Origin of the sequence: Aquabacterium sp. OR-4 (assembly GCF_025290835.2) — a bacterium.
Classification (GTDB): domain Bacteria; phylum Pseudomonadota; class Gammaproteobacteria; order Burkholderiales; family Burkholderiaceae_C; genus Pseudaquabacterium.
Genome location: NZ_JAOCQD020000002.1, coordinates 1,134,271 through 1,153,614 on the forward strand (window position 1 = coordinate 1,134,271; position 19,344 = coordinate 1,153,614).

Annotated in this window: 18 protein-coding genes; 10 read left to right on the forward strand and 8 right to left on the reverse strand. The window is 71.1% G+C overall.

The window, feature by feature from the left end:
• Positions 1-54: 54 nt before the first annotated feature.
• From N4G63_RS17265 to N4G63_RS17275, 3 genes are read right to left on the reverse strand one after another with little or no spacing between them, the layout of a single operon-like run.
• Positions 55-1,236: an FAD-dependent monooxygenase gene (locus N4G63_RS17265; protein WP_260787606.1), complete on the reverse strand. Its 1,182-nt coding sequence runs from the start codon at positions 1,234-1,236 to the stop codon at positions 55-57.
• Positions 1,233-1,589 (reverse strand): hypothetical protein, encoded by a 357-nt coding sequence (locus N4G63_RS17270; RefSeq protein ID WP_260787605.1) that lies wholly within the window; start codon positions 1,587-1,589, stop codon positions 1,233-1,235. Before N4G63_RS17270 ends, N4G63_RS17265 begins: the two co-directional genes overlap by 4 nt.
• Positions 1,586-2,845: a class I SAM-dependent methyltransferase gene (locus N4G63_RS17275; RefSeq protein WP_314599973.1), complete on the reverse strand. Its 1,260-nt coding sequence runs from the start codon at positions 2,843-2,845 to the stop codon at positions 1,586-1,588. Before N4G63_RS17275 ends, N4G63_RS17270 begins: the two co-directional genes overlap by 4 nt.
• 255 nt (positions 2,846-3,100) lie before the next feature.
• On the opposite strand from N4G63_RS17275, the gene N4G63_RS17280 reads away from it, so the two are divergent.
• From N4G63_RS17280 to N4G63_RS17295, 4 genes are all read left to right on the forward strand, one after another.
• Complete coding sequence (locus N4G63_RS17280) at positions 3,101-4,735, forward strand: FAD-binding oxidoreductase (RefSeq protein ID WP_260787603.1); 1,635 nt, start codon at positions 3,101-3,103, stop codon at positions 4,733-4,735.
• 38 nt (positions 4,736-4,773) lie between these two features.
• Entirely contained in the window at positions 4,774-6,063 is a 1,290-nt protein-coding gene (locus N4G63_RS17285; protein WP_260787602.1) for an MFS transporter, read from the forward strand.
• Between the two features lie 74 nt (positions 6,064-6,137).
• Entirely contained in the window at positions 6,138-6,929 is a 792-nt protein-coding gene (locus tag N4G63_RS17290) for a helix-turn-helix domain-containing protein (protein WP_260787601.1), read from the forward strand.
• Positions 6,926-8,185, forward strand: a complete 1,260-nt coding sequence (locus tag N4G63_RS17295; protein ID WP_314599974.1) for an MmgE/PrpD family protein — start codon at positions 6,926-6,928, stop codon at positions 8,183-8,185. Before N4G63_RS17290 ends, N4G63_RS17295 begins: the two co-directional genes overlap by 4 nt.
• Before the next feature lie 31 nt (positions 8,186-8,216).
• On the opposite strand, the gene N4G63_RS17300 is transcribed toward N4G63_RS17295, so the two are convergent.
• Entirely contained in the window at positions 8,217-9,074 is an 858-nt protein-coding gene (locus N4G63_RS17300; RefSeq protein ID WP_260787598.1) for an IclR family transcriptional regulator domain-containing protein, read from the reverse strand.
• 558 nt (positions 9,075-9,632) lie between these two features.
• Here N4G63_RS17300 and N4G63_RS17305 point away from each other — a divergent pair.
• On the forward strand, positions 9,633-10,790 hold the full coding sequence (locus N4G63_RS17305) for an iron-containing alcohol dehydrogenase (RefSeq protein WP_260787597.1): 1,158 nt from the start codon (positions 9,633-9,635) through the stop codon (positions 10,788-10,790).
• Positions 10,791-10,943: 153 nt separating this feature from the next.
• Here N4G63_RS17305 and N4G63_RS17310 read toward each other — a convergent pair whose 3' ends face one another.
• On the reverse strand, positions 10,944-12,218 hold the full coding sequence (locus N4G63_RS17310; protein ID WP_260787596.1) for an MFS transporter: 1,275 nt from the start codon (positions 12,216-12,218) through the stop codon (positions 10,944-10,946).
• Positions 12,219-12,374: 156 nt separating this feature from the next.
• On the opposite strand from N4G63_RS17310, the gene N4G63_RS17315 reads away from it, so the two are divergent.
• Both N4G63_RS17315 and N4G63_RS17320 read left to right on the forward strand, forming a co-directional pair.
• Positions 12,375-13,262 carry a VOC family protein gene (locus N4G63_RS17315; protein ID WP_260787595.1) on the forward strand — a complete coding sequence of 296 codons (888 nt, stop codon included), beginning with the start codon at positions 12,375-12,377 and terminating at the stop codon, positions 13,260-13,262.
• Positions 13,259-14,653, forward strand: coding sequence for an MmgE/PrpD family protein (locus N4G63_RS17320; RefSeq protein WP_260787594.1), 1,395 nt, complete (start codon positions 13,259-13,261; stop codon positions 14,651-14,653). The genes N4G63_RS17315 and N4G63_RS17320 overlap by 4 nt, the downstream gene beginning before the upstream one ends.
• Here N4G63_RS17320 and N4G63_RS17325 read toward each other — a convergent pair.
• The 3 genes from N4G63_RS17325 to N4G63_RS17335 all read right to left on the reverse strand — a co-directional run bounded on the left by N4G63_RS17325 (position 14,625) and on the right by N4G63_RS17335 (position 16,800).
• Positions 14,625-15,161, reverse strand: coding sequence for a hypothetical protein (locus tag N4G63_RS17325; protein ID WP_260787593.1), 537 nt, complete (start codon positions 15,159-15,161; stop codon positions 14,625-14,627). The genes N4G63_RS17320 and N4G63_RS17325 overlap by 29 nt on opposite strands.
• A gap of 116 nt (positions 15,162-15,277) precedes the next feature.
• Complete coding sequence (locus tag N4G63_RS17330; RefSeq protein WP_260787592.1) at positions 15,278-16,660, reverse strand: FAD-dependent oxidoreductase; 1,383 nt, start codon at positions 16,658-16,660, stop codon at positions 15,278-15,280.
• Positions 16,657-16,800: a hypothetical protein gene (locus N4G63_RS17335; RefSeq protein ID WP_314599975.1), complete on the reverse strand. Its 144-nt coding sequence runs from the start codon at positions 16,798-16,800 to the stop codon at positions 16,657-16,659. The genes N4G63_RS17330 and N4G63_RS17335 overlap by 4 nt, the downstream gene beginning before the upstream one ends.
• A 203-nt stretch (positions 16,801-17,003) precedes the next feature.
• Between N4G63_RS17335 and N4G63_RS17340 the strand changes: the two genes are divergently transcribed.
• From N4G63_RS17340 to N4G63_RS17350, 3 genes are read left to right on the forward strand one after another with little or no spacing between them, the layout of a single operon-like run.
• Entirely contained in the window at positions 17,004-17,684 is a 681-nt protein-coding gene (locus tag N4G63_RS17340) for an isochorismatase family protein (protein WP_260787591.1), read from the forward strand.
• Positions 17,672-18,127: a (2Fe-2S)-binding protein gene (locus N4G63_RS17345; RefSeq protein WP_260787590.1), complete on the forward strand. Its 456-nt coding sequence runs from the start codon at positions 17,672-17,674 to the stop codon at positions 18,125-18,127. Before N4G63_RS17340 ends, N4G63_RS17345 begins: the two co-directional genes overlap by 13 nt.
• A 31-nt stretch (positions 18,128-18,158) precedes the next feature.
• Entirely contained in the window at positions 18,159-19,340 is a 1,182-nt protein-coding gene (locus N4G63_RS17350) for a serine hydrolase domain-containing protein (RefSeq protein ID WP_260787589.1), read from the forward strand.
• Positions 19,341-19,344: the final 4 nt, after the last annotated feature.

Genomic DNA, 19,344 nt, shown 5'->3' on the forward strand with positions numbered 1-19,344 from the left:
TTGCGCCGCTGGTCGCCCCGTGAACAGTCGCTTCCCGACACCCTGCCGCGCCGCTCAGACCGCCAGCGGCAGGCCGGCCACGTCGAAGTCGAACTCGGCAAAGTCGTCACGCGGCACCGGGCCCGGATCGGGCGCATCCACCGGATGGTTGTGGATGCGCAGGCCATGCGCATCCGAGCGCCGCACCGTGGTGGTGGCCCGCTCGTAGCGCAGGCGCTCATAGCAGGCCAGTGCATCGCCGACATCGGTCACGCCGGCCAGCGCCCGCGCCATCAGCACGCCGTCCTCGATGGCCATGGCAGCCCCCTGCCCCAGGAAAGGCAGCATCGGGTGCGCGGCATCGCCAATCAGGCTCACACGGCCCACTTGCCAGCGCGGCAGGGCGGCGCGCCCGAACAGGCCCCACTTGAACGCGCCGCAACGCGCCATGGCCTGGAACAGGTCGTCGGCCACCGCATGCCAGCCGCTGAAGGTGTCGCGCAGCTCCTGCGGATCGGCCGGGCTCGACCAGCCTTCGTCCACCCAGCGGTCGATGCGGGCGAAAGCCACGACGTTCATGGCGTCGAGGCCGCGCACGCGATAGCGCAGCAGCGAGGTCTGCGGGCCCAGGTAGACCGCGGTGTCGGGCTGCTGATCGGGGTAGCGCAGCTCGCTCATCGGCACCACGCCGCGCCAGGCCACATAGCCGGTGAAGCTCGGCCCACCCTCGCCATGCAATGCCTGCCGCACTGCCGAGCGCACACCGTCGGCGCCAATCAGCGCACGGCCGCTGAACCGCCCGGCCGCCGTCTCCAACTGCACCGCGGCGTCATCCTGCGCCAGTCCGGTGACCCGGGCACCCAGCACCAGGGCGTCGGGCTTCAGGGCCTGCACCGCCTGCACCAGCAACTGGTGCAGATCGGCACGCAGCAGTTGCAGGTAGGGCTTGCCCCAGCGCCGCTCCATCTCGTCGCCCATGGCGTAGGCGTTCAGTTCGGCACCCGTGCGGTAGTGCAGCATGGCCGCCAGGGCCGGACGGTTGGCCACATCGCGCAAGGCTTCGGCCAGGCCCAGGCTGTCGAGCGCGCGCACGGCATTGGGCGCCAGCGAGACCGCCGCACCCACCTCGCGCAGCTCGGCGGCCTGCTCGAACACGCGCACCGGCACGCCGGCACGCAACAGGCCCAGCGCGGTGCACAGCCCGGCGATACCGGCTCCGGCGATGAGCACCGGGGCTTGCCCGTCGGTGGCGCTCATGCTTGGGCCGTTTCGGAGATCACCCGGTCATAGCGCGCCTGGCTGTCGGCCTCGGCCAGCTCCTGGCCCTCCTTGCGCACCAGGTAGTACAGCCGCTCCAGCAGCTGCTGGCGGCGCTGCTCGCGGGCATCCAGTGCCGGCTGATCCAGCACCAGCGCGTCCACCTCGGCCGCCAGGTCGATGCCGCGGGCCTTGGACACACGCTCGATGGCGTCCACCCGGTCGGCCAGCACGTGCAGCTCCTGGGCCAGCACCACGATCATCGACATCGCCTGGTCGAGGCCCGGCGTGGCATAGAACTGCGGGCGCTTGCCGCGGGCGTGGCGCTGGGCCTTCAGTTGGTCGGCGCTCATGCGGTCACCGCCTTCTCATCGGCCTGGCCCGCCTGGGCCGGCGCGGCCGGCTTGTGCGCGATCAACACCTCCCAGCCGCCGCCGGGTGCGAACTCGCCGGCGGTGAATTCACGCTCGGCCACGGCACTGGCCGAGGCATCGGTGTAGCCGGCGGCGCCTTGCGCGGCCGACTCCAGGATGGCCATGGGCGCGGTGGCAAAGCGCACCTGCTCACGCGCAAAGCCGGCATCCACCGCCAGCTGGATCTGGTCCAGATCGCGCATCGCACCCCAGAACGGCTCGTTGTTGTACCAGGTCTCGTTGTCGAGGATGAACTGGGTGAAGGGGTCCATGAGGTCGAAGGGCGGCAGGTCGGCGTGGATCACATAGCCGCCCGCCGCGAGCAGGCGGTGGCATTCCTTGACGATGCGCGGCATGGCACGGCCGCTGGTCTCGTGCATCAGGATGTGGCTGACGATCAGGTCGAAGTGGCCATCGGGAAAGTCGGTCTGCTCGGCGTTCATCTGCGCGAAGTTCACCGCCACACCCAGCGCCGCCGCACGCGCGTGGCCGTAGCGCACCACCGGCGCACCCACGTCGATGCCCCACACCTCGGCGTCGGGGAACAGTTGCTTGTAGGGCAGCGTGGAGTGGCCCACGGTGCAGCCCATGTCGAGGATGCGGCGCGGCTTGAAGCCCGGCAGCTGGCGCTGGATGTAGTTGCACACCGAGCGGCCCATGTCGTCGTTCAGCGGGCCGGCGAAGCCCATGCCATAGAGGTAGGCGCCACGGTCGTACAGCGCCGCCACGCTGATGTCGCCAGGCACCAGCTCGCTGGCATAACCGCCGGGCATGCAGTGGATGTCCAGCGCGGTGACGTAGCGCGGCGGCTCGAAGCCGGCATCGATGCGCAAGGTGGCCGAGCCCTCGGCCGACAGCGCCTGGGCACGCTCGTTGAGCACCGGCAGCTGGCGCTCCACCGAGTCGATCACCGAGTTCCACAGCAGCTCCTGCGAGATGCGGTTGAGCGCGGCGTAGTGCTGGAAGTACGGATCGGTCACCATGGCGGCGCGGATCTCGCGGCGGTCGCGCGCCGGGTGGCCGGTGTCGCGCTCGTAGGCCGGCGCGGCGCGGCGCTGGAAGGCCGGCTGCAGCCCCGGCAGCAGCCCCTGCTGCACGAAGTGCTTGAGGCTCTTGGAAAACTCCTGCCGCGCGGCCTCGTCATGGCTGGCCACGGGCAACATCGCGTGGGGTGCTTGCTGGAAGGTGTTGAGCACGGCGTCTCTCCTGTAACTCGGTGCGTGCGCGCTGCGCCGGCCAGGGCCGCAGCGACGGCGGCCGTGGGGCCGTGCGGGTCAATGTAGGCAGACGCGCCGCGTCCTGCAGGCCGGCATCGGGGCGTGGTCACCTGCCGGATAGCGGCGGCGCTGTTCAAGCTGCGAGCAGGCGGCACCCATGCCCTGGCCTGCACCGCCACCAGCCGCTAGCCTGCAGGCCCTGCCCGCCACTGCGCCCATCGCTCCACCCTGTCCATGAACAGCACCGCTCCGCCCCCTGAGATTCACCTTCGACTGATCCAGGCGCTGCGCGAATCGCTCGGCGACAGCGCAGTGAGCACCGATGACGCGCACCTGAACCTGCTGGCCCACGATGTCTACGGCCGCGGCGCACCCGCACTGGCGGCATTGCGGCCCGGCAACGTGGCGGCCCTGCGGTCGGCCGTGCGGCTGTGCGCGGCGGCCCGTGTGGCCATGGTGCCGCGCGGCGGCGGGGCCTCGTACACCGACGGCTACCTGCTCGCCACGGGCGGCCATGTGCTGGTCGACACCGGGGCCCTGCAGCACATCGAGGTGGACACCGACAACGCCCAGGTCACCGTGGGCGCGGGCGTCACCTGGGCCGCGCTGCGCGAGCGGCTGGCACCGCTGGGCCTGCGCACGCCGTTCTGGGGCCCGTTCTCGGGCCTGGTGGCCACGGTTGGCGGCAGCGTCAGCCAGAACTCGATCAGCCATGGCAGCGCCAGCCACGGCATCACCGCGCAGTCGGTGCTGTCGGTGGACGTGGTGCTGGCCTCGGGCGAGCTGCTGCGCACGGGGCTGTCGCCGGCCACCCGGCACTTCGGACCCGATTTGACCGGCCTGTTCACCGGCGACTGTGGCGCCCTGGGCATCAAGGCCGCCATCTGCCTGCCGCTGATCGCCGCGCGCAGCGACTTCGAGGCCCTGTCGTTTGCGTTCGGGAACTTCGCCAGTTTCCATGCCGCACTGCGCAGTGCCGCGCGCGAGGGTCTGGAGGACGAGAGCTTCGGCCTGGATCGCGCGCTGTCGCAAGGTCAGATCGGCAAGCAGTCGTCGCTGGCTGCGCGGCTGGGCATTGCCCGCCAGGTGCTGGCCGCCGCCCCGGGCGTGGGCGCCGGACTGCGCCAGCTGCTGCGCATGGCGCTGGCCGGTGAGAAGGTGCTGGGCCTGGGCGAGTACATGGCGCACTTCATCGTCGAAGGCTGCGATGCCGACGATGCCCGCGCCAAGGCGCGGCGCCTGCGACGCCTGATGGCGGCGAGCGCAGGCCGCGAGATCGCCAACACCGTGCCCGGCTTCGTGCGTGCCCTGCCCTTTGCGCCGCTGAGCAACATCCTGGGGCCGCGCGGCGAGCGCTGGGTGCCGCTGCACGGCATCGTGCCGCACGCCGCGGTGGCCGCCTGCCATGCCGAGCTGCAGGCCCTGTGGGACGCCCACCGCGACGAGATGCAGCACCTGGGCGTGTGGCACGGCACCATGTTCTGCACCGTGGGCAGCAGCGGCCTGCTCTACGAGATCGCACTTTACTGGCCCGACATCTGCACGCCCTATCATGAAGCCACGCTGCCGCCCGAACACTGGCAGCAGATCCGCCGCTACCCTGCCGACCCGCAAGCCGCCGCCCTGGTGGCGCGGCTGAAGCACGAACTCATCGCCTTGTTTGCCCGCCATGAGGCCGCACACTTCCAGATCGGTCGCGCCTACCCCTACGCCACGCGCCTGTCGGCTCCGGCCCTGAACTTGCTGGAGGCCCTGAAGCAGGCCCTCGATCCCCACCACCTGATGAACCCTGGTGCGCTGGGCCTGTCCGCGGACGCACCGCATGCGGTCGCTGCCGCCGTGATCGAGCCGCTGCGACCAGCGGCCTGAACCGCCCTCTTCGCCCCTGCCACCGCCTTGCCGTCACCATGTCCGTTGTCGAATCCAGCCGCCACGCCGCACCGTCCACCGCCGCACGCGGCACGCCCAACGAGTTCCTGCGTGAGCAAGGCTGGCGCGTGGTGCTGGCCGCCTGGTTCGGCATGGCGCTGAGCCTGACCGCGCTGCCGTTCTACTCGCTGGGCGTCTTCGCCAAACCCCTGGCGCTCGAATTCGGCTGGTCGCGCTCGGTCATCCAGAGCGGCATCACCTTCTCGACGCTGGCCGTCATCTGCAGCGCCTGGGGCACCGGCTGGCTGATCGACCGCTTTGGCGTGCGGCGCGTGGCGCTGGCCAGTCAGGCGGGTCTGGCACTGGGCTTCGTGGCCATGGCCCTGCAGCAGGGCAAGCCGCTGTGGTGGCAGGCCAACTGGTTCCTGCTGGCGCTGCTGGGCGTGGGCACCACGCCGCTGACCTGGTCGCGCGGCATCGGTGGCTGGTTCGACAAGCAGCGCGGCCTGGCCATCGGCGTGGCCCTCAGCGGCACCGGCGCCACGGCACTGATCGCGCCGCCCCTGCTCAATGCGCTGGTGGCTGCGCAGGGCTGGCGCATGGGCTACCTGGCCATTGCCACCACCATCATCGTGCTCGGCATGCCCACGGTGTGGCTGCTGTTTCGCGATCCACCCGATGCCGCGCGCACTGGCGCCGCGGGGGCGGCCCGGGCCCATGCGCAAGGCCAGGGCCTGAGCCTGGGCCAGGCCCTGCACACCCGGCACTTCTGGATCATGCTGGTGTCGTTTGCCGCCATCTCGGCCGCCGTGGCCGGCATGATTCCCAACCTGGTGCCCATGCTCACCGACAGCGGCCTCAGCATGGCCGAGGCGGCAAGCTACGCCAGCCTGCTGGGCCTGAACGTGATCCTGGGCCGCCTGCTGGCCGGCTGGCTGCTGGATCGCTTCTGGGGGCCGGCCGTGGCACTGGCCTTGCTGATGCCGCCGGCCCTGGCCTGCTGGCTGTTGGCCAACCAGAGCGCCCCGGCCTTGGCGGTGATGCTCATCGGCCTGGCCGGCGGCGCCGAGTTCGACCTCATCGCCTACCTGTGCCTGCGCTACTTCGGCACCCGGCAGTACGGCCAGATCTACGCCTGGCAATGGGCCGGTTTCTCGCTGGCCACCGGCCTGGGCCCGATGGCATTCGGCCTGAGCTTCGACCACACCGGCAGCTACCACCTGGCACTCGGCGTCGCGGGCGGGCTGCTGCTGGCCGGGCCGCTGCTGCTGTTCGCGATGGGCCGCTACCCGACGTCCTGGCCCCAGGCCGCCCGCCAGGCCCGCTGAACCTGCACCTACACTGACCAGCCCCACAACCAGCGACCTGGCGCCAGCCGGTCGGCAAGGGCCCCGATCGGCGAATGGGCGACCGCGACGACATCAAGTCACTGAAGAAGGCCTTGCGCGCCATCGTGCTGCTCAACCAGGTGGGCGACAGCACCGTGAGCCAGCTGGCCCAAGGCCTCGACGTTCCCCGTGCCACGGCCTACCGCCTGCTGCAGACGCTGGCCGGCGAAGGCTACGTGGACAAACTGCCGGGCAGCGATCTGTACCGCCTGACCAGCCAGGTGCGGCGGCTGTCGTCGGGCTTCCAGGATCTGGACCTGCTGCTGGAAATCGCCCAGCCGATGATCGCGACAGCGCAGCAGGAACTGGGCTGGTCGATCGCACTGAGCACACCGCGCGGCACGCAGATGGTGGTGCGGCTGAACACCGACCACGACTCGCCGCTGGCGCTGATCCGCTACGGCGTCGGGGCCTCGCTGCCGATCCTGCTGTCGACCTGCGGCTACTGCTATCTGGCGCACCTGAACGATGCCGAACGCGAGGCCGCCATCGACAACAGCCTGCGCAACATGGACCCGCGCGCACCGATTCCCTTCGACCGTGAACAGATCGACGCCCTCATCCAGCGCACCCGCAGCGATGGCTACTGCCATCTGGAGTTCGAGCACTACCGCGAAGGCAACCTCGGCGTGCCGCTGCTACTTGCGGGTCGTCCGGTGGGCGGCATCGTGATGCGCTACATCAAGTCGACCCTGCGCAACACGAACAAGCTGCGCGAGGTCTACGCCCCGCATCTGCAGCGCCTGGCCAGCGACATCGCGCAACGCCATCCGGTGACCCACGCCCTGCAGGACCGCCCGACATGAACGCGGGCCCGATGCCCGGCGCCAAGCCCGCCTTGCCCGCCGATGCGCCGGGCGGCCGGCTGGTCGACTTCATTGTCCAGGCCCCGGTCAGCGAGACCCCGGGCGGGTTGCTGCACCAGGCCAAGCGCCTGCTGCTGAGTCGCTTGTGGGCCAGTGCCACTGCGGCGCTGCAGCCGGATGGCCAAGCCTGGCTGCAGCGCAGTGCGGAGCGCTTGCAGCCACTGGCATCCCAGGACCGAAGTACCGATGCACGCGCGCCCCGCGCGGCGCCTGGCACGGCCAGCGTGTGGTGGCACGGTGGCCGCGCCACCAGCGAACAGGCGGCCGGCATCAACCAGCGGCTGAGTCGCCTGCAGCCGCATGCGGCCACGCACCTGCCCACCGGCGAGCCGCTGTGCGCCGACCTGCTGCCCGTGCTGATGGCCACCGCGCAAGCCCGGGGCCTGGGCGGGCGCAGCCTGCTGCAGGCCTGGGCCATCGGCACCGAGGTGGCGCTGGCCCAGGCAGCGGCCCTGGGTCCGCACAGGCCAGAGACACCGGATGCTCGCACGCTGGCGGCGCCGGCGGCCGACCTGGGCCTGCTGGCCGCCATGGGCCGTCTGCTGCGCCAGCCGGCACCCTTGCTGGCCAGACAACTGCTGGCCGCGACCGGCCACTCGGTGGATGGCCTGGCGCGGGTGGCCGCCGAACTCCCCTCCCCCCGCCAAACCTGGCGCCTGCAATCGCTGCTGCTGCACACCCGACCTGCGGCCGCAGTGGCCCTGGCGCCGATCGAGGCGGCGCTGCGTCTGCGCGCTGGGTCGCCGGCGGTGATGCCGCAGGCGCTGGAGCTGGGTTTGTCGCCGCAGGCCTGGCCGCTGGCCGACGCGGCCGAGGTATCGCACAAGGTGGCCAGTGCCTGGCTGTGCGGCCAGTACACGCTGGACGAGGAGTTGCCCCCGCTGCGCCAGAACCCGGCGCTGGTGGCCCTGCGCCAGCGCATGGTGCTGCGCCGAGATCCAACGCTGCAGGGCCTGACGCAGGCCGCACTGAGCGTCGTTCAGGCCGATGGCCGGGTTGACCTCGTCCGCGTCGATCGGGTGTTGGGCGCCCCGGATGAACCGCTCAGCGACGCCGAGCTGGCCGAACTGTTCAGGCAGGCGGCTGACGACCTGGTGCTGCCGCAGCGCGCCGGTGAGATCCTGGGTGCCGTGTGGGGCCTGGAGCGCCTGGCCGACAGCGGTGATCTGGCACGGCTGCTGTGTCGGCCGTGCTGAGCCGGTGCCGGCCTGCCACACGCGACCTGCGTCAGTCTTCCAGCAAGGCCTCGTCGAGCAGTTCTTCGTCCAGCGCCGCCGACGCGTCCATCGACAGCAGTTCGGGCTGAGGCTGGGCGTCGCTGGACAACTGCTGCGACAAGGCCGCCGCCTCGGTACGCAGATCGCCGGCAAAGCGCCTCACCGCCTCGGCCATGGGCAGCGCCGAGGCGAAGAACACCAGCGTGATCGCCGCCACAACCTGACCGTTCTCGGTCACCGGCACGGCAATCGACGAGGTTTTGCCCGGGAAGGGTGTGTGTTGATTGCGCTCCCAGGTGGCATAGCCGTTGTCGCGGATGTTGGCCACCAGCCGGGGTGTGCGGAAGATCTCGATCAGCGGCGAGCGGCGCTCGTAGGCCTCCAGGCCCGCCAGCAGGCTGTGGCGTGTGGCCTCGTCGAGGCTGGCCAGCACGGCGTGGCCCGAGGCACATTCCAGCAGCGGCAGCGTGAAGCCCGGCGCATAGTTGCTGAAGGTCAGCGAACTCATGGTGTGGGTGGAGTCGCGCACCACCATGTGCCGCCCGACGCGCGTGGTGAGTGACATGGGCCAGGCATGCTTGCGGGTCATCGCCTCCAGGTGCGGCCTGGCCAGACCCACCAGGCGGCCATCGGCCGAATAACCGGCCGCCAGCGATTGCACCAGGGCCGTGACGCGGTAGCGCTTGCTGGACGCCTCGCACGCCACCAGGCCTTCATGCATCAGCGTCTTGATGATGCGGAACGTGGTCGGGTACGGCAGATCAACCGCCTTGGAAATCTCCATCAGCGTCAACCATTCGCCCTGGTTGATCGCGCGCAGCACTGCGATGCTGCGGCTGACGGAACGGATGGGGCAGGCTCTTTCCATGGTCGGTACCTCGTTTGAGCATGCACGTGCGGCCACCGGCCGAACGTCGTGCAATTGATATGGAACACAGTCACGATCTTTCTAGCAATCGCGCTGCCATCCAGGCCGTCAAAACCCTGACCTGAATCAAGTGCCCGCCATGCGGGCAGGCCCGGCCACGCCACACCCCGACCGCCGGGCAAACGGGCACAGGCCCTTGACAAGCGGCTCGATCCTGCCGATTTCCGGCCAGCCGGCGAGCCTCCGGTCGCCGATCGGCCACCGGGGTTCGGCCGATGTGCCCGGCACGAGGCCGACCGGCAGCCATGCGCCGGTCGCGACGCACCAGCGCAGGGCTGTGACCCGCATGGGGCGGTGCGGCGTCCCGCAGACGGTGCGCGCAGCTGCCTGACGCCGCCGCGCAGCCCAGCGTGCCCGGCGCGACGCGGCAGGCCGCCGAAGCGCTGCCCGTGACCGAGGCGCGGACAACGGCGATACCCGCCTCGCGGCAAGTGCAGCCGCTCAGCACACTGTTGCACCGCCACCCTTCGCGCTCCAACAGCGCGCCCTCACCCGACCATGGCCGCGCTGACCTTCCTGTCCGTACCGCAACTGCACATGGAGCGCGGCGCCCAGCACCGCCTGGGCCAGATCCTTCGGCAGCGCTTGGGCCACCACCGCGTGATGCTGGTCACCGATGCACAGCTGCACCGCAGCGGGCTGCTCGCGCCAGCGCTGGACAGCCTCGCACAGGCCGGTCTCGAAACGCTGGTGTTCGACGAGGTGGTGGCCGATCCCCCCGAGGCCGTGGTGCTGGAGGCCAGCGCACGTGCGCGCCATGCCGAGGTGGGCCTGGTGCTGGGCATGGGCGGCGGCTCATCGATGGACGTGGCCAAGCTGGTGGCCTTGCTGACCCGCAGCCCCCAGCCGCTGGCCCAGATGTATGGCATCGACCAGGCGCAGGGCGAGCGGCTGCCGCTGGTGCAGGTGCCCACCACGGCGGGCACCGGCTCCGAGGTCACGCCGATCGCCATCCTCACCCTGGGCCAGGACGCCAAGAAGGGTGTCGTGGATCGCCGCCTGATGGCCGACCTGGCCGTGCTGGACGCCAGCCTGACCACCGGCCTGCCCGCCGCCGTGACCGCGGCCACCGGCATCGACGCGATGGTGCACGCCATCGAGGCCTTCACCTCGGCGCGTTTGAAGAACCCGCTGTCCGACCTGCTGGCCTGTCAGGCGCTGCAGCTGCTGTCCACGCACCTGGCAACGGCCTGCCGGCACGGTGACAACCTGGACGCACGCGAGGCCATGCTGCTGGGCGCCCTGCTGGCCGGCCAGGCCTTTGCCAACGCACCCGTGGGCGCGGTGCATGCACTGGCCTACCCGCTGGGCGCGCGCTTCCACATCCCGCATGGCCTGAGCAATGCGCTGATGCTCGGCCCGGTGCTGCGCTTCAATGCCCAGGTCGCGCCCGGCGCCTACGCGCCGCTGGCCTCGGTGCTGGCGCCTGAATCGGCCAGCGGGCCGGATGACCAGCGCTGCGCCGCCGTGCTGCAGGCCCTGACCCGCTGTGTGGCCGATACCGGCCTGGCCCTGCGCCTGCGCGACCACGGCGTGCCCCAGGATGAGCTGCCTCGCCTGGCGGCCGATGCCATGCTGCAGACGCGCCTGCTCATCAACAACCCGCGCCCGTTGGATGAGTCTCAGGCCCTGGCGCTGTACCGCCAGGCGTGGTGACGCCGCCGGGCCTCCTGCCCGGCCAGCGGAGGGTGGCCCGCCTGACCCTGCTGCCGGGCTGAGCGCTGCGCAAGGGCCTGGCCCTCCAAGCGCTCCCTAAGCGCTCCCGAACAGGCGCACGACAGACCCGGCACCGCCATGCAGGTCAAGACCTCAGGCGCGCGTGCCGGCAGGCAGCGCATCGGCGGCCTGCACCGCCAGCGGCGGCGTCGCCTCGTCTCGATACCGGCCCAGGAACAGGAACGACACGGCCCCCGCCAGCAAGGCGCCGACGGAGACCATCAGCACCCCGGCATACGAGCCGCTGCGGTCGAAGCTCCAGCCGAACACGGCCGGGCCGAAGCCGGCGCCGATGGAGAAGCAGACGTACAGCAGCGAATAGGTCTGGGTGTAGCCGCGCATGCCGAAGTAGCGGGCAACCAGAAAGGCCATCAGGTCGTACTCGACGCCAACGGCAAAACCGATCAGGCAGATCGACAGTGCCGCCTGCAGGAAGCTCAGCTCGCCGTGCGCCAGCATCCAGCACGACAAGCCGGGCAGGCACAGGATCACCAGGGCCACCGCAGGCGCCCAGAAACGGTCCAGCAACCAGCCGCCCACCAGGCGGCCGATCAGGGCCGACAGGCCGATGAACGGGGTCAGCCGGATCACATCAGACTTGGCAAAGCCCATGGCCTTGAGGATGTTCTCCATGTTGGGGATCGGGCCGCCCAGCGCGAAGGAGATCGGAATGAAGGCGGCCACCATCAGCCACAGGCGCCACGAGCGCAGCGTTTCGCCGAAGCTCAGGCCCTCGACCACGCGCGTGGAGGCCGGCGCGAGTGGATCGCCGTCGGTGTTGCGGAACAGCGCAAAGGCCACCGGTGCGGCAACCAGGATCGGCAGCAGGCCCAGGCCCACATAGGCACCACGCCAGCCAAAGCCTTCGATCAGCCAGGCCGTCAAGGGCTTCGAGAAGATGCCGAACAGGCCGGTACCCATCAGCGCCAGACCCAGCGCCAGGCCCTTGCGTTCTTCGAACCAGCTGTTGACGCCGCGCGTCCAGGTGATCGGCAGGGTGCCGGCGCCCACCAGCGCCATCGCACCCCAGGTCAGGTAGTAAAGCTGCAGCGAGCCGTTGGTCAGTGCGAAGGACATGAACGCCAGCCCGAAGGCCAGCAGCGACCACAGCGCCACGGGCCGCGGACCGAAACGCGCCGACAGGTAGCCGGCCAGCGGGCCGGCCACCAGCATCACGAAGGTGGTGATGGTGATGCCGAAGAAGATCTGCCCCATGCCCCAGCCAAAGGCTGCATGCAGGTGCGGCGCCAGCACACCGATGGTGTAGAAGGGCAGCGGCGACAGGCCCAGGCCGACGCCCAGCATCGACGACAGCACGATCGGCCATCCGCGGCGGAATTCTCGATAGCCCTGGGGGCGCTTGGTCATGACGGGGTGTCCTCTGGCGTGCAACGCGCTTCGCGTTCTGGCCATGATCGCCAGGACCGCGTTGGCGACAACATGCGACCGGTCCGCCGTTCACTGCGCGGATAAGGGCCCACGCGGCAGACGGCGCGCGCGCGCCGCCGCCTATGCTGACGGCCGATGAATCCCCTGCGCTCCGCCACCCTGGTGGTCAGCGATGCGGCTGCGGCGGCATCGCGCTATGTCGACTGGCTCGACTACCGCATCATCGAAACCGGCCCGCTCGATGCCAGCCTGGCCGACAGCTGGCAGGCCCCTGGCAGCGCCGGGCGGGCCAGCGTGGTGCTGCGCCCGGCCAGCGGCAAGAAGGTCGACCTGCGCCTCGTCGAAGGCGATCCGGTGGCCGCCTTCCAGCCCTTGCGCAGCCACGGCTGGGCGGCCATCGAGCTGTGCGTGGCCGATGTGCGCGCCAGCCACCTGCGGCTGCGCAACGGCCCGTTCGAGGTCATCGGCCCGCCCAGCGAGAACCCCGGCCTGCCCAGCATCCACCCGATGCAGGTGCGCGGCCCCGATGGCGAGATCGTCTACCTGACGCAGATCCTGCAAGGCGGGCCGGGCAGCGGGCTGCCGCAGGCCCACGCGGCGGTGGATCAGCTGTTCATCGCCGTGCTGGCCTGCGCCGACCTGGAGGCCAGCGCCGCATGGTTCAGGCAGCAGCTGGGTCTGGCGGTGGCGCCCCCGTTCGAGATCGCCTACCGCATGCTGAACCAGGCCTTCGGCTTGCCGGCCGATCGGCGCCACCGCTTGAGCACGGCCACGCAGGCTGGCGAGATCTGCCTGGAGTTCGACCAGTACCCCGAGGCCGCCGTGCAGCGGCCCCAGCACGCCGGCCAGCTGCCACCTGGCATGGCGGTGTGCAGCTTGACGCATCCCGACCTCCATGCGATCCCCGGCCCGTGGCTGAGCAGGCCGACGCCGCGCACGGGCGCGGTCTACGAGGGTCGCCGGGTCGGCGTGCTGCGCTCGCCCGAAGGCGCGCTGATCGAAGTGATGGAGCCCCGGACATGAACACCCACGCCGCCCAACAATTGCTCGAGCACGCGCTCAGCGTCGAATGGGCGGGCCTGCCCGACGCCGCCCGCGCCAGCGCCAGGACCTTTCTTCACGACAGTCTGTGCGTCGGCGTGGCCGGCCGCGCCGCACCCGATGCCGAACGCGTGTGGAGCGCCGTGCAGGGCTGGTTCGGCGCGCGGCAGGCGCCGTGCACGGTGCTGGGCCGGCCCGGCGTTCGGGCCACTGCGCCGTATGCGGCCTTCATGAACGCCTACCAGATCCATGCGCAGGAGTTCGATTGCGTGCACGAACCCGCGGTGGCCCACCCGATGGCCACGGTGCTGGCGGCCTTGCTGGCCGATGCCGAGCGCGCCGCGGGCCCGGTGGCGGGCCACGAGTTTCTGGCCGCACTGGTCGCGGGGGTCGACGTGGTGGCCACGCTCGGGGTGGCGGTGACCACGCCCTTGCGCTTCTTCCGCCCCGCCACGGCCGGCATCTTCGGTTCGGTGGCGGCCTTGTGCCGGCTGCGGCGGCTGCCCTTGCCGGTGGCGCTGCGGGCCTTCGGCCATGCGCTGGCGTATGCCTCGGGCACGATGCAGGCCCACCTGGAAGGCAAGCCGAACCTGGCGCTGCAGGTGGCGGGCGCAGCCCGCTCGGCGGTCGAGGCACTGGACCTCGCGCTGGCCGGCATCGATGCGCCGGTGCAGTCGATCGACGGGCCCTTCGGCTACCTCAGCCTGTTCGAGGGCGGTCATGCGCTGCAGGCCCCATTGGCCGCGCTGGGCCGCCAATGGCGCATCACCGAGCTGAGCTGGAAGCCCTTCCCGACCGGCCGCGCGGCGCATGGCGCCATCGTGGCCACGCAGCAGCTGATGGCCAGCGCCGCGCTGACGGCCGACACGGTGGACACGCTGGTGTACCGCGCTCCGCCGCTGATCGCGCGCCTGGTGGGGCGCGCGGCCTTCGCGGGCATGGGGCCGGCGCATGCACGCCTGTGTTTCGCCTACCTTGGTGCCGTGGTGCTGCTGCGCGGCAGCGTCGGCCTGTCGGACTTCACGCCCGAGCGGCTGGCCGACGCCGCGGTGCTGGCGCTGGCTGGGCGCATCTCGGTGCAGGCCGATGACAACCCGGATCCCGCCGCGTTCGTGCCGGCGCTGCTGGTGGCCACCACCTCTGACGGCCAGCGCCTGGAGCAGGCCGTGAGCCGGCAGTTCGGTTCGCCGGCCTGGCCACTGTCGCGCGCCGAGCATCTGGCCAAGGCACGCGACTGCCTGGCCTTTGGCGGCAGCGCCCCGGCGCACGAGGCGCTGGCGGCGCTGCTGGAGGCCTTCGACGCAGCACCCGACGTGGCGCGGGCGCTGCAGGCCGCCTGGACGCTCAGTTGTTCGGAGCCGTCTCGTCCTTGAAGTTGCGCCAGTCGGGCGTGACGAAGCGCTCGTCGATCAAGGTGCGCTGGAAGCACACGTCGTTCTTGAACCAATGCCAGGTGCGGGCGCGACTCTTGCCATCGGCCGACAGCTGGATCATCTCGTAGAGGTACAGATCGGGCTCGCCCTTGCGCGTCCAGTTCAGGCAGGTCGAGCGGTTGAAGTCGTCGGGCTGCATGGCCGCGGCCCAGCCGGTGATCAGGTCGTTGTCCCACCAGATGCGACCCTTCTCGTACCAGGCCGGAAAGTCGCGCACGTCGGTGCGGCCGTCTTCCCAGAAGTAGTGGTTGGTCTGGTGGTAGTTGCCGGCGTGCGGCCCCTGGTCGGGCAGGCGGCAGATCAGACGCGAGCGGTGCTGGTCGGTCATCTGGCCGGTTTTGGCATCGTAGTAGCGGTACCAGCCTTCCCAGACGCCTTCGTTGCGCGCCAGCAAGGGCATGGCTTCGCGGATGGCGGAGGGCTTCGGGGTTTCGGTGTTCGAGGTCATGTCGGGTCTCAGTGATGACGGGAGGGGGTGGTGGAAGGGGTGGTGGAGGGAGTGGTGCGAGGCGAGGAAGCCACGCCTTGCAGGCGCCGCCACCGCGAAACAGCGCGGATGCAAGCTCAGGCCACCTGACGGGCCGCGGCGCGGCCGGCCAGCGCGCCAAAGGTGACGGCGGTGCTCAGGCCCATGGCGGGCAGATAGCCCCAGCACGAGGGGCCCGACACGCTGCGCGCGCTGCCGCCTCCGGCAAAGACGTTGGGCAATGCCGAGCCGTCGCCGCGCAGCACGCGGGCGCTGGCGTCGATCTGCAGGCCGCCCTGGGTATGGAAGATGGCGCCGCACACCTTCAGGGCACGGTAGGGGCCAGCCGGGGGCGGGCTGTCGGGCCAGGGCCGGCCCAGGGCATCGGCGCGGCCGGCGCGCTGCGCTTGGTGGACGTCGTCCAGCACGGCCGCCAGCACCGCGGCGTCGGCCCCGATGGCCGCCGCCAGGCCGGCCCGCGTGGGGCTGTCGCGCATGGCGCCCAGCGCGCGCAGCTGGCGGGTCTCGAGCACGTAGTCGCAACGCGCCTCGATGGCCGCATCGATGATGACCCAGGCCTGGCCGCCGGGCTGCGCCAGCACCGCGTGCACCATGCCGGAGATGTCTTCGGTTTCGTGCACGAAGCGCTGTCCCTGGGCATTGACCAGCAGGCCGCCCTCGACCATGAAGCCGGGCGGCACGGGGATGGCCTGCGGATCGGCCAGCATGCCGTAGCCCTGGTAGGCGCCCATGTCGGCCAGCGCCGCGCCCAAGGCCGCGCCAGCGGTGATGGCATCGCCGCGGTTGCCTTCATGGCCATTGCAGCGCGCGGCGGCCACCTCGGGCATGTGGCGCGCCACCATGTGCGCATTGGCCGCAAAGCCGCCGGCCGCCAGCACCAGCGCGCCGCAGCCGATGAGCTCACGCGAGCCATCGGGGCGCTCGATGGCGACGCCCTGCGCGCGGCCCTGCCCGTCGCTGATGACCTCGGCCAGGCGCGCTTCGGTCAGCACGTCCACCTGCGCGCTGGCCAGGCGCGCGTGCAGCAGCTGCACCATGTCGATGCCGGTGTGGCCAGGCCAGCCGTGCACGCGGGCGCGGCTGTGGCCATAGCTGGGCTTGAAGCGCAGGTCCAGGTCCCAGGGCAGGTCATGCGCCTGCACCAGCCAGTCCAGGCAGGGGCCGGATTGCTCGGCAATCGCACGGGCCAGCGCGGCATCGGTTCGGCCGCGGGTCTTGGCCATGATGTCGGCGTACAGCGTGTCGGCGTCGTCGTCGATGCCATGGGCGCGCTGTGCCGCCGTGCCGGCGGCGCAGACCAGGCCTTGCGACATGCCGGTGGTGCCCAGTGGCACGGCGTCGCGCTCCAGCAGCAGCACCGCTGCACCGGCATCGCGCGCAGCCAGTGCCGCCGTTGCGCCGCAGGCGCCGCCGCCCACCACGATCACGGGCACCGTGAATTCGAAGTCGGGCCGTGTCACGCGTAGCACCTGACGCCGTCCACGGCGCAGGGCAGGATCGCCTGCATCAGTTCCAGATCGATCGGCGGCGCTGGTGCCGGGGCCGGCGCGGAGGCAACACACCCGAACAGGGCGCGCAGTGCGGCAGTGAGGAAGGTCATCGGCCCGTGTCAAGCAAGTCGCGATGCACCATGGTCGGCCGCGCCGGCCCCGGCAGCCAACACGCGCTGGCCGTCTATCCACTGAGCGAACCCGGCCCCGCGCTGTGCACCTGTTCAACAGGTGGACGGCTGGCCGGCTGCACTTGCCGGCGTGGGCCGCCGGCGTGCACGCTGGCGGCCGTATCGACCCCGAAAGATCGCCTGTGAGTTCCATTGCCGCCCCCCACAGCCTGGATGCCGACTACCAGCGCGCCGGCTTCGGTGCCACCCTGCCCTTCGGCCGCCGGCCGGCCTTGATCGTGGTCGATGTGGTGCAGGCCTATGTGCAGCCCGGCAGCGGGCTGTATGCGCAGGGCTTCGTCGATGCGCTGGCGCCAAACCGCCGCATCGTGGCGGCTGCGCGGGCGGCCGGCGTGCCGGTGATCTTCACGCGCGTGGCCTATGACGCCCAGGGACGCGACGGCGGCCTGTTCTTCCGCAAGGTGCCGGCGCTGCGCGCCTTCACCCCCGGATCGCCGCTGGGGGCCTGGGCCGACGGGCTGGCGCCGCTGCACAGCGAGACGGTGGTCACCAAGCAGTACGCCTCGGCCTTCTTCGGCACCACGCTGGCTTCCACCTTGACGGCCTGCGGCATCGACACGGCCGTCATCACCGGCTTCTCGACCTCGGGCTGCGTGCGGGCCACCGCGCTGGACGCCCTGCAGCACGGCTTTGCGCCTTTTGTGGTGCGCGACGCCTGCGGCGAACGCGATGCGCGCCCGCAGGAGGCCAACCTGTTCGACCTGCAGGCCAAGTACGCCGAGGTGATCAGCGAGGCGCAGGCGATCGAACAGCTCTCGCGCAGCGCCGGCGCGGCCATGGGCGCTGACGCATGGCCACGCTGAACCTCAACGGCCAGCGCGTCACGGTCGATGCGCCGCCGGAGATGCCGCTGCTGTGGGTGCTGCGCGACAGGCTCGATCTGCGCGGCAGCAAGTACGGCTGCGGCGTCGCGCAGTGCCGCGCCTGCACCGTGCATCTGAACGGCACGGCCACGCCATCCTGTGTGCTGCCCATCGGCGCACTGGACGGCAAGGCCCAGGTGGTCAGCATCGAAGGCCTGAAGGGCCGGGTGGCCGATACCGTGCGGGCGGCCTGGGTCGAGCTGGGCGTGGCGCAATGCGGCTATTGCCAGGCCGGCCAGGTGATGGGCGCCGTGGCCCTGCTGAGCCGCAACCCGAAGCCCGATGATGCGGCCATCGACGACGCGATGTCGGCCCACCTGTGCCGTTGCGGCACCTACCCGCGCATCCGCGCCGCCATCCACCTGGCCGCCAGCCGGCTTTGACATGCGCACCAGCCCCCTGCCCCGCCTCGTCGTGCTTGCCCTGTCGGCCTGGATCACCAGTGTGGGCGCGCAGGAGCCACCGCCCCGTGACGAGGCGAACGCCGCCTTCTGGTGGCGCATCGACCACCCGGCGTCGAACCCGCTGGACGCGCCCTATGCCTCGTACCGCCCGCTGGCCAGGCTGGCCGGCGCGCCCGGGCCGTTTCTGCCCACCGCGGACCCAGGCCGCACCACGCTGCCCGCACCGGCGCTGGACGAGGCCGCGCGCTTCGTGGCGTCCAGCCAAGGCAAGGCCCTGATCGTGGTGCACCGTGGTGTGGTGCAGCTCGAGCGCTACTTCGACGGCAGCGATGCCGAGACCGCGTTCAGCGCACACAGCATGGCCAAGACCCTGGGGGCGGCCGCCCTCGGCGTGGCCCTGCGCGAGGGCCACATCCAGTCGCTCGACCAGCCGGCCTCCACCTGGCTGACCGAGTGGCGCGATCCGGCCCGCGCGGGCATCACGCTGCGCCAGCTGCTCACCATGAGCGGCGGCTTCCGCAACCTGCCCAGCAAGGATCTGGGCAGCCACTACATCCAGCTTCACTACGGTGCCGATGTCGAGGCCATCGTGCGGGCCGCCCCGGTGGCCTATGCCCCGGGCAGTGATTTCGCCTGGGACAACGACAACTCGCACGCCCTGGGCCTGGTGATCGAGCGCGCCACTGGCCAGCGCTACCTGGACTATGTCTCGGCAAAGCTCTGGCAGCCGCTGGGCGCCAGCGATGCCGAGCAACTGCTCGACCGCTCCGGCGGCCGTGCCATGGCCTACTGCTGCGTGTGGTCCAGGCCGCGCGACTGGGTGCGCCTGGGCCAGATGCTGCTTGACGAGGGCCGCTGGCAAGGTCGGCGGCTGCTGGACGAAGCCTTTGTGCGCGCGCTGCGAGCGCCTTCGGCGGCCAACCCGCTGTTCGGGTTTCAGGTCAATGTGGGCCCGGCCTGGCAGGACCCGCGCTTGAACCGCCGTGCCCTGGCCCAGGGCGACGACCAGGTGGCGGCGGTGGCACCCGATCTGTTCTACCTCAGCGGCGTGGGCGGCCAGCAGCTGGTCATCGTGCCCAGCGAGCAGCTGGTGATCCTGCGCGTCGGCAAGGCCTCACCCGCTTGGCGCGACCATGTGCTGCCGAACCTGCTGGCCGGCGCCCTGCGCGCCGGGGCTGCGAACCAGCGCTGAGCCA

Coding starts and splice junctions, on each gene's coding strand:
- N4G63_RS17290 (WP_260787601.1), top strand. CDS start 6,138: ATGGGCGACCGCGACGACATCAAGTCACTGAAGAAGGCCTTGCGCGCC.
- N4G63_RS17310 (WP_260787596.1), bottom strand. CDS start 12,218: ATGACCAAGCGCCCCCAGGGCTATCGAGAATTCCGCCGCGGATGGCCG.
- N4G63_RS17335 (WP_314599975.1), bottom strand. CDS start 16,800: ATGACCTTCCTCACTGCCGCACTGCGCGCCCTGTTCGGGTGTGTTGCC.
- N4G63_RS17305 (WP_260787597.1), top strand. CDS start 9,633: ATGGCCGCGCTGACCTTCCTGTCCGTACCGCAACTGCACATGGAGCGC.
- N4G63_RS17320 (WP_260787594.1), top strand. CDS start 13,259: ATGAACACCCACGCCGCCCAACAATTGCTCGAGCACGCGCTCAGCGTC.
- N4G63_RS17270 (WP_260787605.1), bottom strand. CDS start 1,589: ATGAGCGCCGACCAACTGAAGGCCCAGCGCCACGCCCGCGGCAAGCGC.
- N4G63_RS17325 (WP_260787593.1), bottom strand. CDS start 15,161: ATGACCTCGAACACCGAAACCCCGAAGCCCTCCGCCATCCGCGAAGCC.
- N4G63_RS17265 (WP_260787606.1), bottom strand. CDS start 1,236: ATGAGCGCCACCGACGGGCAAGCCCCGGTGCTCATCGCCGGAGCCGGT.
- N4G63_RS17295 (WP_314599974.1), top strand. CDS start 6,926: ATGAACGCGGGCCCGATGCCCGGCGCCAAGCCCGCCTTGCCCGCCGAT.
- N4G63_RS17280 (WP_260787603.1), top strand. CDS start 3,101: ATGAACAGCACCGCTCCGCCCCCTGAGATTCACCTTCGACTGATCCAG.
- N4G63_RS17300 (WP_260787598.1), bottom strand. CDS start 9,074: ATGGAAAGAGCCTGCCCCATCCGTTCCGTCAGCCGCAGCATCGCAGTG.
- N4G63_RS17315 (WP_260787595.1), top strand. CDS start 12,375: ATGAATCCCCTGCGCTCCGCCACCCTGGTGGTCAGCGATGCGGCTGCG.
- N4G63_RS17345 (WP_260787590.1), top strand. CDS start 17,672: ATGGCCACGCTGAACCTCAACGGCCAGCGCGTCACGGTCGATGCGCCG.
- N4G63_RS17285 (WP_260787602.1), top strand. CDS start 4,774: ATGTCCGTTGTCGAATCCAGCCGCCACGCCGCACCGTCCACCGCCGCA.